General features: G+C 42.6%; 9 protein-coding genes and 1 tRNA gene. All 10 read left to right on the forward strand.

From position 1 onward, the window contains the following. Positions 1-432: 432 nt before the first annotated feature. The 10 genes from JMW39_RS04605 (at position 433) to JMW39_RS04650 (ending at position 14,450) form a co-directional block, all read left to right on the forward strand. Positions 433-508 (forward strand) — tRNA-Trp (locus JMW39_RS04605). Positions 509-559: 51 nt separating this feature from the next. Then, positions 560-1,048, forward strand: a complete 489-nt coding sequence (secE, locus tag JMW39_RS04610; protein WP_201544317.1) for a preprotein translocase subunit SecE — start codon at positions 560-562, stop codon at positions 1,046-1,048. A gap of 69 nt (positions 1,049-1,117) precedes the next feature. Then, positions 1,118-1,648 carry a transcription termination/antitermination protein NusG gene (nusG, locus tag JMW39_RS04615; protein ID WP_201544318.1) on the forward strand — a complete coding sequence of 177 codons (531 nt, stop codon included), beginning with the start codon at positions 1,118-1,120 and terminating at the stop codon, positions 1,646-1,648. 92 nt (positions 1,649-1,740) lie between these two features. Next, positions 1,741-2,172 carry a 50S ribosomal protein L11 gene (gene rplK / locus JMW39_RS04620; protein ID WP_068405081.1) on the forward strand — a complete coding sequence of 144 codons (432 nt, stop codon included), beginning with the start codon at positions 1,741-1,743 and terminating at the stop codon, positions 2,170-2,172. After that, positions 2,173-2,874, forward strand: a complete 702-nt coding sequence (gene rplA, locus JMW39_RS04625; protein WP_201544319.1) for a 50S ribosomal protein L1 — start codon at positions 2,173-2,175, stop codon at positions 2,872-2,874. Between the two features lie 430 nt (positions 2,875-3,304). After that, positions 3,305-3,832, forward strand: a complete 528-nt coding sequence (rplJ, locus tag JMW39_RS04630) for a 50S ribosomal protein L10 (protein WP_201544320.1) — start codon at positions 3,305-3,307, stop codon at positions 3,830-3,832. A gap of 126 nt (positions 3,833-3,958) precedes the next feature. Further along, positions 3,959-4,330 carry a 50S ribosomal protein L7/L12 gene (gene rplL, locus JMW39_RS04635; protein ID WP_201544321.1) on the forward strand — a complete coding sequence of 124 codons (372 nt, stop codon included), beginning with the start codon at positions 3,959-3,961 and terminating at the stop codon, positions 4,328-4,330. Positions 4,331-5,187: 857 nt separating this feature from the next. Next, the gene (rpoB, locus tag JMW39_RS04640) at positions 5,188-9,306 is read left to right on the forward strand and encodes a DNA-directed RNA polymerase subunit beta (protein ID WP_201544323.1); all 4,119 of its coding nucleotides are present in this window, start codon (positions 5,188-5,190) and stop codon (positions 9,304-9,306) included. A gap of 188 nt (positions 9,307-9,494) precedes the next feature. Further along, positions 9,495-13,715: a DNA-directed RNA polymerase subunit beta' gene (gene rpoC, locus JMW39_RS04645; protein ID WP_201544324.1), complete on the forward strand. Its 4,221-nt coding sequence runs from the start codon at positions 9,495-9,497 to the stop codon at positions 13,713-13,715. 207 nt (positions 13,716-13,922) lie between these two features. After that, a complete protein-coding gene (locus JMW39_RS04650) occupies positions 13,923-14,450 on the forward strand; it encodes a DUF6586 family protein (RefSeq protein ID WP_201544325.1) in 528 nt (175 codons plus the stop codon). The last annotated feature ends 89 nt before the right edge of the window (positions 14,451-14,539 follow it).

Below are 14,539 nucleotides of genomic sequence, written 5' to 3' on the forward strand. Positions count from 1 at the left end.
TTGCTAACGTACTTAGCTAAGTAACCCAGTAACTATTGATGCATTAATACTATCAGAGCAATCTGACAGTGTTAAGCTCTAAGAAAAAAGCCATCCTGATAAAGGGTGGCTTTTTTTTGCGCTTTATTTCAATAAATGATTAAAATGAATCGTTGCAGAGTAGGGCAGACAGGAAAGCCATACTAACTCAAATGTATTTATAAAATACGCTTTGAAAGGAGCTTACTATCTATTGTAATTTTTAAGCGAGCTTGCTATATTAACGCTGCAGCTTATGAGCACCTTTTATGTTAAATTTTTAAGATTATGATGCATACAAAGTGTTTAAATAATAAGCTTTAAGAGCAGCGATATGAGAGTGATAGAAGAATTTTATTCCTAAATGCTTGCATTCTATGCTCAATATTGTATAATGCTGTCCTTTACACCCATAGGCGATTGGCTCAATTGGTAGAGCATCGGTCTCCAAAACCGAGGGTTGTAGGTTCGAGTCCTACATCGCCTGCCATCTTTTTATCACATCTTTGTCATACCCCATCATCTCCGAAGTGAGTTCTTTATGAGCAATAGTCAAGATAACCTCGATAATAAGTTATCTGATGCCAAGGCACTTGATGGTGGAATACTGTCTAAAGATAAGCATATTTCAGCGGGCAATCAAACGACTGCTGTTGAAGTTGCTAAGACAGGTTCAATAAAAGATGTGATCTTGTGGCTACTTGCCGCAGCTGTTTTAATTAGTGCAACTTTAGTTAATCAATATCTACCTGGCTATTGGCAACCTGCTAATGACCTCTGGGTACGTATTGGTATTATTGTTGCGCTTTTTGTGTTGGCATTGGTTTGTTTGGCAATGACGCATCAGGGTACTGCTTTTAAAACTCTATTAAAAGATGCTGCTGTCGAATTACGCCGTGTGACATGGCCTGGCAAAGACGAAACTTTTCAGTACACGTGGCAAACGATTGTCATGATTGCGATTGTTGGTTTTCTTGTTTGGCTACTAGACAATTTTTTTAATTGGTTCGTTGGCATATTTATTGGCTAATCACGCGTATTGGCATGATTTTCCAAAATGTATTGATAACGACTTAAATTTAATGATCAGGAGCGTGATATGCGTTGGTATATTGTCCAAGCATTTTCAGGATATGAAAAGCAAGTACAGCGTTCATTAACTGATCGTATTAATCGTAGTGAATTCGCTGAATTTTTCGGTGATGTATTGGTACCTACTGAAGAAGTCGTCGAAATGAAAGACGGCAAAAAACGTAAGAGTGAGCGTAAATTCTTTCCGGGTTATGTATTGATCCAGATGGAAATGAACGACAATACTTGGCACATCGTAAAAGATTGCCCACGTATTATGGGTTTCGTTGGCGGTACGCCAGAAACACCAGCGCCGATTACCGAAGTAGAAGCTGATCGCATTTTAAACCGTTTAAATCAGACTGAAACCGACCCACGTCCTAAGACTCTATTTGAGCCCGGCGAAGAGTTGTTGGTTATCGATGGTCCATTTACTGACTTTAAGGGGTTGGTTGAAAAAGTGGATTACGAGAAGTCTAAACTACATTTAACCGTAAACGTATTTAATCGTCCGACTCAGGTCGAGCTTGAGTTTAGTAAAGTTGAGAAGCTAGACTAAACCCGTAACAAATTCATCAACCGGGGAGCTGTTAGTCAATAAGGTTTATACCACGTTGATTTGGCGCTATTACCCATTTAGGAGAGTATCTCATGGCTAAGAAGATTGATGGTTACATCAAACTGCAAGTGCCTGCAGGCAAAGCAAATCCTTCACCACCGATTGGTCCAGCATTGGGTCAAAAAGGCGTGAACATCATGGCGTTCTGTAAAGAATTTAACGCTGCGACCTCAAACCAAGAGCCGGGTTTACCGATTCCTACTGAGATCACTGTATACAGCGATAAGTCTTTTACCTTCATCATGAAGTCACCACCAGCTGCATACTTACTACGTAAGGCTGCTGGTATCGCTAAAGGTTCTGGTACACCAAACACCGCTAAAGTCGGCAAAGTTGACCGTGCTCAGCTAGAAGAGATCGTTAAGACTAAAGATGCAGACTTAACTGCTGCTGGTCTTGATGCTGCTGTCCGTACCATCGCTGGTACTGCACGTTCAATGGGTATTACCGTGGAGGGTGTGTAAATGAGTAAACTTACTAAGCGTCAAAAATTAATCGCTGAGCGTGTAGAAAGCGAAAAGCTATATACTATTGAAGAAGCGGTTCAAATCCTAAACGATTTACCAGCTCTTAAATTTAAAGAGTCTATCGATATCGCAGTAAACTTGGGCGTTGACCCACGTAAATCTGACCAAGTCGTTCGTGGCGCTACCAATCTACCTGCTGGTACTGGTAAAACCAAACGCGTTGCGGTATTTGCTCAAGGCGCTGCTGCTGAAGCCGCCAAAGAAGCTGGTGCTGACATTGTTGGTATGGATGATTTAGCGGATCAAATCAAAGCCGGTAACATGGACTTTGATGTCGTTATTGCTGCTCCTGATGCCATGCGTGTTGTTGGTCAATTAGGTACTATCCTAGGTCCACGTGGCTTAATGCCTAACCCAAAAGTCGGTACGGTAACTCCTAACGTTGCTGAAGCGGTTCTTAACGCTAAAGCGGGTCAAGCACAGTATCGTGTTGATAAAGCGGGTATTATCCACACGACTATCGGTCAAGTTGGCTTTACTGCTGAGCAAGTAATACAGAATGCTGAAGCACTGATTTCAGATTTGAGACGTGCTAAGCCTGCTACTTCTAAAGGTACTTTCCTGAAGAAAATTACCTTGTCTAGCACGATGGGTCCTGGTCTAAGTATTGATCCAGTTCCATATCGCACAGCGAAATAATTAAATAGATACCTTTATTTGACGATTTCAAATAAGGTATAAAAATATTTTAAAGAATTAGGTCAGCGTAGCAAACGCTATGCTGTCTAAGACCGTAGGTAGAAAGCGGTTTCGCGCTATTATTGATAATCTTCGGATTATTTTGTAATAACAACGAGCTGCTTTTGTTAATCGATGACAGATGAAAATCTTAGTTGTCCTACGCAGACGGTGGCCCACCCAGTTTAAGACTAGAGCGAGTAGGGCAACCTATTACTCAACGTCATTCTGATAACGGTGCCGTAATCAGTCGTTATGAGTAAACTCTTTATAGAGTTTATAAATAACGTGTCGTATCAAGTCAGTCTTAGTGAGTTGTTCAAATTGTTTAAAACCTCGGTTTTAAAATATTGAATAATTAGCAGATTGATTAGATTAAAGGAGTCAACTTATGGCATTAACGCTAGAGCAAAAACAACAAGTTGTGGCTGAAGTGTCTGAAGTTGCTGCTAATGCTTACTCAGCAGTAGCTGCCGAATATCATGGTATTGGTGTTGCAAAGCTTACTAAGCTACGCGAACAAGCCCGTGAAAAAGGCGTCGTTTTGAAAGTGGTAAAAAATACCCTAGCAAAACGCGCGTTTGAAGGCACTAAGTTTGAGAGCATGTCAGACCGTATGACTGGTCCATTACTTTTGGCTTTCTCTATGGAAGATTTGGGATCTGCTGCTCGAGTCGTTTTCGACTTTAGCAAAGATAACAAAGCTTTAGAGACCAAATTGGTATCAGTCGGTGGTGTTGTTTATGGTCCAGAAGAGCTAGAGCGTGTATCGAAGCTACCAACTCGCGACGAAGCACTATCTATCTTGATGGCTACTATGAATGCACCAGTTACCAAGCTTGTTCAAACTATGAACGCTGTTCCTAGTAAGCTTGTTCGCACGGTAGCAGCAATCAAAGACGCAAAAGAAGCGGCATAATTGCTTGTTTTAACGTAACTTTGACATCGCAGATTGCACTTTATTGCTAACCCTATTTGAAAATTTAGCAAGCAATCCAAGCGATATTAAAATCAATTAATTTTTATCAGATAACGGAGAGTTCTCATGGCACTATCTAAAGATGACGTGTTAAACGCAATCGCTGAAATGTCAGTAATGGATATCGTTGAATTAATCAGCGCTATGGAAGAAAAATTCGGCGTAACTGCTGCTGTTGCCGCTGCTGCACCTGCTGCTGCCGGTCCTGCTGCTGCTGCTGAAGAGCAATCAGAGTTTGACGTAGTTCTTGCCAGCTTTGGCGAGAAGAAAGTTGGCGTAATTAAAGCCGTACGTGAAGCTACTGGTCTTGGCTTGAAAGAAGCGAAAGATTTGGTTGAAAGCGCTCCAGCTCCAATCAAAGAAGGCGTAAACAAAGCTGAAGCTGACGAGTTGAAAAAGAAACTTGAAGAAGCTGGTGCAACTGTTGAACTAAAATAAGCCTCGCTTATCTTAGTGTTGTACAAAAAAAGCTGGTAATGCCTTGCATTGCTAGCTTTTTTTTATTATAATTCGTAGCTTGACCTTTTGTGTCTGCCAACAGTCGCATGCAACATCACGGTGGATACCCATCAAAAGGACAGACGATAGCTATGCAAGTAAACACAGCGCAAGCACACTTAGTAATTTTTGAAGTCAGTTAATATAAGCTAAACGTCGATCGATGTTTGGCGTTTTTTTGTGTCCGCATGCTTTCCTATTAACACTATAGTTTGTATTGATTTTAACAGTCATTGCTCTAAAATTTATAGTTACTCCAATTAGCATTAATTCTGAAACGTTATAAATCTTAGGTTATTTATTTAGCATGGTTTTACTGTCAGTAGGTAGGCTCGTAGACGGTAGATATCAGCGACGATATTACTTATGATGGTAGATAGTGAGTAGTTTGCTGTTTAGTGCTAGATAGTGTAAGAATTGAATTTTATAGGCAACACCCTTGTTTAAGATATCAACAACGCTTTAAAGGTATTAACCACACTTTAAGTGAATTTATCAACAGAATCAATAGTATTTAAATACCAGTGCTTGGTTGTAAGTATTATAGAGTGTACGACATTGAAATTTGCAATGTCAGCACCCATATAGGCATGTTTAGATGCCGATTTTACGCTTAAATAAGCTGGGTTAATCATGCACTATACGCGTGAATTAATAATCAGTCATTAAATGAGCACGAATAACCGTTTTATATTATCGTTTACGTCGCTAAGTTTGCATAATATTAATATCAACTAATATTGATGCACGCTGGCCACGCTTTCAATTTGTTTCCACGTTTACTGTAAGGACTCTCGATGGCATATTCTTATACTGAAAAAAAGCGTATTCGCAAAAGTTTTGCTGAATTGCCTACTGTGATGGACATTCCCTATTTGTTGTCTATCCAAGTAGATTCTTATGAGCAATTTTTGCAAGAGCATAAAAAGCCAAAAGCTCGTGAGAATACTGGTTTGCAAGCTGCGTATTCCTCTATTTTCCCAATTGAGAGTCACTCTGGTAATGCTGAGTTACAATTCGTTGAATATTATTTAGGTACGCCTGAATTTGATGAGCGTGAGTGTATCTTACGTGGCTCGACTTTTGCTGCGCCAATGCGTGTCAAAATTCGCCTCATCATCAAAGACAAAGACAGCAAAGATAAAGACAGCAAAGCGGCAATCAAAGATATCCGTGAGCAAAGCGTCTATATGGGCGAGATGCCATTGATGACTGCCAACGGTACTTTTATTATCAATGGTACTGAGCGTGTGATCGTATCGCAGCTGCATCGTTCACCGGGTGTATTCTTTGACCATGATAAAGGTAAGTCGCATTCAAGTGGTAAGGTGCTATATAACGCCCGTATCATTCCTTACCGTGGCTCATGGTTAGATTTTGAGTTTGACGCCAAAGATTTGGTTTTTGCTCGTATTGACCGTCGTCGTAAGCTATTGGCGTCTATTATTCTACGCGCGTTAGGTTTAAGCACTTCTGAAATCTTAGATTTATTCTTTGATAAAGTTGCGGTTTATAAAGGCGAAGAGCAGTTTGAGATTGATCTGGTTGCTGACCGCTTACGTGGCGAGATGGCACAGTTTGATATCGTAACGCCTGCAGGCGACGTGGTTGTCGAGCAGGGTAAACGTATTAATGCTCGCCGTATCCGTCAGCTTGAAGAAGCGGGTATGACCAAAATCTCTATCCCTGATGAATACTTATACGAGCGTATTTTAGCCGAAGATATCATCGTTAATGATGAAGTTATTGCTAAAGCCAATACGCTGATTGACCATGAATTGTTGGTCAAATTAAGTGCGTTTGAAGCCAGTGAGTCTATCAAAGAATTCAGCATTCTGTTCACAAACGATATCGATCAAGGTAGTTATATTGCCGATACGCTACGTGCAGATAGCACCTCAAGCCGCGAAGAAGCCTTGATTGAAATTTATAAAGTCATGCGCCCAGGTGAGCCACCAACGGTTGAAACTGCTGAGAAACTGTTTGATAGCATGTTCTTTAACCCTGATCGTTATGACTTATCCAACGTTGGCCGTATGAAGTTTAACCGCCGTTTAGGTCTTGAATTTGTAGATACCGATGACGCTGATATTCAACGCGGTCGTAGCGTCTTGACCAATGCCGATATCGTTAATGTCCTAAAAGAATTGATTGAAATTCGTAATGGTCGCGGCGAAGTTGATGATATTGACCATTTAGGTAACCGCCGTATTCGTTCGGTTGGCGAGATGGCTGAAAACCAATTCCGTGTTGGTCTAGTACGTGTTGAGCGTGCGGTTAAAGAGCGTCTAAGCTCAGCGGAATCTGATAACTTATCGCCACAAGATTTGATTAACTCAAAACCTGTTGCGGCTGCGGTTAAAGAATTCTTTGGTTCAAGTCAGTTGTCACAGTTTATGGATCAGAATAATCCATTGTCTGAAGTGACGCATAAACGCCGTGTATCAGCATTAGGACCCGGTGGTTTGACTCGTGAACGTGCAGGCTTTGAAGTACGTGACGTCCATGATACCCACTATGGCCGTGTATGTCCGATTGAAACGCCTGAAGGTCCAAACATTGGTTTGATTAACTCACTAGCGACCTTTGCTAAAACCAACAGCTTTGGCTTCTTAGAAACGCCATATCGCCGTGTGGTTGATGGTAAAGTAACCGACGTTATTGAATATCTATCAGCGATTGAAGAAGTCGGTACGGTTATTGCACAGGCCGACTCACCAATGACTGAAGATGGTGCGTTATCTGATGAAATGGTCAGTGTACGTAGCTATGGTGAATTCGTCCGTATGCCGCCAGAAAAAGTGACGCATATGGATGTATCACCAAGTCAGGTAGTATCGGTAGCAGCAGGTTTGATTCCGTTCCTTGAGCATGATGATGCTAACCGTGCCTTGATGGGCTCAAACATGCAACGTCAGGCGGTTCCTACGCTACGTGCTGATAAGCCGTTAGTAGGTACAGGTATGGAGCGTCACGTTGCTCGTGATTCTGGTGTTTGTGTCATCGCTAAGCGTGGCGGTGTGATCGAAGACGTTGATGCATCACGTGTTGTCGTTCGTGTAAATGAAGATGAAATGGTCGCTGGTGAAGCGGGTATTGATATCTATAACTTAGTTAAATATACGCGTTCTAACCAAAACACTTGTATCAACCAACGTATCATCGTTAACCAAGGCGATGCTATTGCTGTAGGTGATATCTTAGCTGATGGTCCATCAACGGATCTTGGCGAGTTGGCACTAGGTCAGAACATTCGCATCGCATTTATGCCGTGGAATGGTTACAACTTCGAAGATTCGATCTTGTTATCTGAAAAAGTGGTAAAAGAAGATCGTTTCACGACCATTCATATTCAAGAATTGACTTGTGTGGCACGTGATACCAAGCTTGGAACCGAAGAGATTACTGCGGATATTCCAAACGTTGGTGAAGCCGCTCTATCAAGCCTTGACGAAGCAGGTATCGTTTATATCGGTGCTGAAGTCGATGCTGGTGATATCTTAGTTGGTAAAGTCACGCCAAAAGGTGAGACGCAACTAACGCCAGAAGAAAAACTCCTACGGGCTATCTTTGGTGAAAAAGCTGCTGATGTTAAAGACACGTCTTTACGTGTTCCAACATCAAGCAAAGGCACGGTTATTGACGTACAAGTCTTTACCCGTGACGGCGTTGAAAAAGATGCGCGTGCAAAAGCGATTGAAAAATCACAACTTGATAGCTATCGCAAAGATTTAAAAGAAGAGCTACGCATCTTTGAAGAAGCTGCTCGTGGTCGTATTGGTAATCTATTAGATGGTCAAAAAGTCAGTGGCGGTTCTGGTCTAAAAGCTGGTACGGTTATGGCATTGGCTGATATGAAAGACATGAGCCTTGAGACTTTGCTTGATATCCAACCGGTTGAAGAAGAAATATCTGAGCGTCTAACGCAAATCGCCGAGTACTTAGTCGATAAGCAAAAAGACATCGATGTGAAATTTGCTGAGAAAAAACGCAAATTGACCGCTGGTGATGACTTACAGCATGGCGTACAAAAAATCGTTAAAGTATATCTAGCGGTTAAGCGTCGTATTCAGCCTGGTGATAAAATGGCGGGTCGTCATGGTAACAAAGGTGTGGTATCGCGCATTATGCCGGTTGAAGACATGCCTTATGACGAACATGGTAATACCGTTGATATCGTCTTGAACCCACTCGGTGTACCATCGCGTATGAACATCGGTCAGGTTCTCGAGACGCATTTAGGTATGGCAGCGAAGGGCTTGGGCGAGAAGATTGATGGTATGCTCAAAGCACAAGCAGCGATTAAAGATTTGCGTGATTTCTTAGACCAAATCTATAACAAAGTGGGCGGCGAGCAAGTAGATCTTGATAGCTTAAGTGATGATGACATCATGGCGCTATCTGATAACTTACGCGGTGGTGTACCGATGGGTACGGCAGTATTTGATGGTGCACATGAGCATCAAGTAAAAGACTTGCTAGAGCTTGCTGGTATGGCACGTGATGGTCAGCAGACCTTGTATGACGGTCGTACTGGTCAGAAGTTTGACCGTAAAGTAACTGTTGGTTATATGTATATGCTAAAACTTAACCACTTGGTTGATGACAAAATGCATGCGCGTTCTACCGGTTCTTACTCACTAGTCACGCAGCAGCCACTTGGTGGTAAAGCTCAGTTTGGTGGTCAGCGCTTTGGTGAGATGGAAGTCTGGGCACTAGAAGCATATGGCGCGACTTATACCTTGCAAGAAATGCTAACGGTGAAGTCGGATGACGTTGAAGGCCGTACCCGTATGTACAAAAACATCGTCGATGGTGAGCAATATATGGATCCAGGTATGCCTGAATCGTTTAACGTGTTGACCAAAGAAATCAAATCACTGGGTATCAATATTGAGTTAAAGCAAACCCATTAAGCACGGCTGACTGAAGCTACCTTTAACATAGCTTTAGTTAATTATTATCCTTAGTGGTCAATCTAGAAGCAGTACGCGCATCGCTGCTGCTTTTAGTGATTTGTCTCAACCCTATTCATTGCCTTCATTCATCTTAGCCGCGCTCCTAGCACGCTGTCAGATGATTATAAAGATAACGGAGAAGCAACTTGAAAGATTTACTCGATATCATGCAAAGCCCTACCGGCAACGGTAACCAAGAGTTTGATAGTATTCAAATTACCTTAGCCTCACCTGACGTGATCAAATCATGGTCACATGGTGAAGTTAAAAAACCAGAAACGATTAACTATCGTACGTTTAAGCCTGAGCGTGATGGTCTATTCTGTGCCAAAATCTTTGGTCCAGTAAAAGACTTTGAGTGTTTATGTGGTAAATACAAACGCCGTAAGTTCCAAGGCGTTATTTGTGAAAAATGTGGCGTTGAAGTCACGACTGCTAAAGTTCGTCGCGATCGCATGGGTCATATTGACTTAGCGAGCCCTGTTGCGCACATTTGGTTCCTAAAATCATTACCAAGCCGCATTGGTTTGTTACTTGATATGACGCTTCGTGATATCGAACGCGTCCTATATTTTGAAAGCTATATCGTCACTGAGCCTGGTTTAACTTCTTTAGAGAAGTATCAGCTGCTTGATGACGAAGATTATTATAAAGCGCTTGAAGAATTTGGCGATGAGTTCGTTGCCAAGATGGGTGCAGAAGCCATCCAAGACTTATTAAAAGACATCGATTTAGATATCGAAATTGATGAGTTGCGTGAAGCGATTCCGCAAACTGGTTCTGAAACCAAGCTTAAAAAGATGTCTAAGCGTCTTAAATTATTAGAAGCGTTCCGTGATTCTAATAATAAGCCTGAATGGATGGTTATGACCATCTTGCCAGTACTACCACCAGATTTGCGTCCGCTAGTACCACTAGAAGGCGGCCGCTTTGCAACATCAGATCTAAATGATTTATATCGCCGCGTGATTAACCGTAATAACCGCCTAAAGCGTCTGTTAGAGCTAAGTGCCCCTGATATCATCGTACGTAACGAAAAACGTATGTTGCAAGAATCAGTCGATGCTTTGCTTGATAACGGTCGCCGCGGTCGTGCTATTACCGGTAGTAATAAGCGTCCATTGAAATCCTTGGCAGATATGATCAAAGGTAAGCAAGGTCGTTTCCGTCAAAACTTACTTGGTAAACGTGTTGATTACTCTGGTCGTTCGGTAATCGTTGTTGGTCCAACCCTACGTCTACATCAGTGTGGTCTACCGAAGAAAATGGCACTTGAGCTATTCAAGCCATTTACTTATAACAAATTATTATCACACGGTTTAGCAACGACGATTAAAGCTGCTAAAAAGATGGTAGAACGTGAAGAGCCACAAGTGTGGGATATGCTGGCCATGGTTATCCGTGAGCATCCAGTACTCTTGAACCGTGCGCCAACCCTTCATAGATTGGGCTTGCAAGCATTTGAGCCAGTATTGATTGAAGGTAAAGCCATCCAGTTGCATCCTTTGGTTTGTACCGCGTTCAACGCTGACTTTGATGGTGACCAAATGGCCGTTCACGTGCCATTGACCCTAGAAGCACAGCTTGAATCACGTGTATTGATGATGTCGACTAACAACATCTTGTCGCCTGCCAACGGTGAGCCAATTATCGTCCCATCACAAGACGTTGTATTAGGTCTGTACTATATCAGCCGATCGTCAATCAATTCTAAAGGCGAGGGCATGATTTTTGCCACCGTTAATGAAGCATTGCGTGCGATTGGTTCAAATGATTTGCATGTAAACGCTAAGATTAAAGTACGTGTGACTGAAACTCATATCGACGAAGAAGGTAATGAGACTAAAGAAGTCAAGTTACAAGATACCGTCGCTGGTCGCCTACTTATCTGGAACATCATGCCTAAAGGTATGTCGTTCGATGAGTGTAACGAAGAGATGACTAAGAAAAACATCTCTAAGTTGATTAACTCTTGCTACCGTAAAGTTGGCGTGAAAGAAAGTGTTATGTTTGCTGACCAATTGATGTATCTTGGTTTTGCCCAAGCAACACTATCTGGCGTGTCTATCGGTATCGATGACATGGTCATTCCACCATTGAAAAAGCAAATCATTGAAACCGCAGAAGGCGAAGTTCGCGAGATCGAAGATCAATTCGAGCAAGGTTTTGTGACTGCCGGTGAGCGTTATAATAAAGTGGTTGATATCTGGTCACGTACCAATGACAAAGTCGCCAAAGCGATGATGGACAACTTGGCCACTGACAAAATCATGAATGCTAAAGGTGAGGAAGAAGAGCAGAAATCATTCAACTCTATCTTTATCATGTCAGATTCTGGTGCTCGTGGTAGTGCAGCACAGATTCGTCAGTTGGCAGGTATGCGTGGTTTGATGGCAAAACCGGATGGCTCAATTATCGAAACGCCGATTAAAGCCAACTTCCGTGAAGGTTTGACCGTACTTCAGTACTTTATTTCAACGCATGGTGCACGTAAAGGTCTTGCGGATACGGCACTGAAAACCGCTAACTCGGGTTACTTGACCCGTCGTTTGGTTGACGTGGCACAGGATTTGGTTATTACCAGTGAAGACTGTGGTACTGAGCAAGGCTTGCTCATGAAGCCGCATATTCAAGGTGGTGAGATCATTGAGAAGCTCGGTGAGCTAGTACTTGGTCGTGTAACCGCTCGAGATGTAACCTATAACGATGATGCTGATAAAGTACTGATTCCAGCGGGTACCTTGATCGATGAGCATTGGGTAAATGTGCTTGATAGTAATGCGATTGATGATATCTGGGTACGTTCAGTGATTACCTGTGATATCGAACATGGCGTTTGTTCACAGTGTTATGGTCGTGACCTTGCACGTGGTCATCAAGTCAATATCGGTGAGTCAGTCGGTGTTATGGCGGCGCAGTCTATCGGTGAACCTGGTACTCAGTTAACGATGCGTACTTTCCACGTTGGTGGAGCGGCGAGCTCTGCGTCTGTGGACAACAGCATCTCAGCACGTAATGCTGGTCAAGTGCACTTTGAAAACATGAAAACGGTGCAACATACTGATGGTCATTTGGTTATCGTGTCGCGTTCAGCTGAACTGGCATTGACTGATGAGCTTGGTCGTGAGCGTGAGCGCTATAAGGTTCCTTATGGTTCAAGCGTGCTTGTGAAAAATGAAGAGCAAGTTGAAGGCGGTCAAACCATTGCTAAATGGGATCCGCACACGCATCCAATTATTACCGAGTTCGCTGGTACCGCACGCTTCAGTGATATTACTGATGGTTTGACAGCAACGGTAAAAGTTGATGATGCGACTGGTATGAGCTCGTTTGAGATTCTAGCGACTCGTGACCGTTCAAGTTCAGCCAAAGACTTACGTCCGGCGATTATCTTGAACACTGACGAAGGTAAAGAAGTGGTTTACTTCTTGCCAGCTGAAACCATTATTCGTGTCAGCGACGGTGAAAAAGTAGCAGCCGGTTCAATCTTAGGCCGTGTACCACAAGCGTCTTCAGGTACCAAAGATATTACCGGTGGTCTACCACGTGTTGCTGATTTGTTTGAAGCACGTCGTCCAAAAGATCACGCTATCATGGCAGAGATGTCAGGTGTGGTAAGCTTTGGTAAAGAGACCAAAGGTAAAAACCGCTTCATCATTACCAATGAAGATGGCGAGATTCATGAAGAGCTGATCCCAAAATGGCGTCAAATCAACGTCTTCGAAAACGAGACCGTTGCCCGTGGTGAGGTTATCGCTGATGGTCCACAAAACCCGCACGATATCCTACGTCTGAAAGGACAAACCGCGCTTGCTGACTATATCGTTAACGAAGTACAGGACGTTTATCGTCTGCAAGGCGTGAAAATCAACGATAAGCACATCGAAGTTATCATTCGTCAGATGCTGCGCAAAGTTGAAGTAACGGATGGCGGCGATTCAAGTCACTTTAAAGGCGATCAGGTTGAATACGCTGATATCAAAGCCTTGAATGCTAAACTGGAAGCGGAAGATAAATTCCCAGTTAAGTATGAGCGTCAACTACTGGGTATTACTAAAGCAAGTCTGGCAACAGAAAGCTTTATCTCAGCAGCGTCGTTCCAGGAAACAACGCGTGTCCTAACCGCAGCTGCTGTAACTGGTAAAGTGGATGAACTACGTGGTCTGAAAGAAAACGTCGTTGTTGGTCGCTTGATTCCTGCCGGTACTGGTCTTGCTTATCATAAAGCCCGTAAAGAGAAAGCGGAGCAAAAACTGCAAGATAAAGATTTGAATGCAGCGTTTGATATGACAGCAAGTACTGATAGCACAGACTTTGCAAGCTTCGATGAAGCGTTTGCCCAAGAGCTTAATCAAGGCAATCATTAATCTAAATCAAGCTTAGTTTTTTCCTTAATAAAAAAGCCAGCCTAAGTTGCTGGCTTTTTTGCGCCTTTAAGAAAGTGAAGCATAACGGCTTATTTTCTTAGGAAGTTACTTAAGAAAATAGTACACTGCAATAAAGTAGCTTTATAAAACAGTCATGGCTGTTTGAATAACAGTTCATCATCATTAATAATTAAAAAGGAAAGGCGCATGGCAGGTAAGAATCGCGTTGCCAAATACCAAGCTGATCGTACCAATCAAAAGCTATATTTTTGTCGTTTGGCTTGTCAGGCGGCAAGTAATACCAGCGATAAACAGTTATATCAAGCCCATTGTGAAACGGCTATTTTCCATTTATATGGGACATATCTTGCTTTTGTGCAAGAGCTTGGGCATTTTTATGGCTTGAATATGACGGCGCCGACATTGGCAGATATAGAAGAAGCACTTAGCACACGTACCCAAGTATCGCCTGAAGTGCAGCGCTTACAACAGCTACAGCAACAAGGCTTTTTAGCCAATATAGAGCATGCTTATCAGCGTTGTCTCTATGCGGTATTGCCTGATACTGTAATAAGTGACAAGGCAGATGGTGAGACTAAAGAAGCGCCTGACCTGATTGTGAATGTGGTGACGTTATCAAATCAATGGTTGCCAGATGAGGCAACCATCCGTGAATGGCGTCAGCAGTTTTCGGAGCTGATTGAACAGCTGCGTGCGGGTATGGTAGAGTTTTAATATCATTAGCAGATTAGCAGATTAGCAGATTAGCAGATTAGTAGATTAGCAGATTAGTAGATTAGTAGCCGTTATAATTAATAGGCTTT

Source organism: Psychrobacter immobilis (assembly GCF_904846175.1).
GTDB lineage: Bacteria > Pseudomonadota > Gammaproteobacteria > Pseudomonadales > Moraxellaceae > Psychrobacter > Psychrobacter immobilis_E.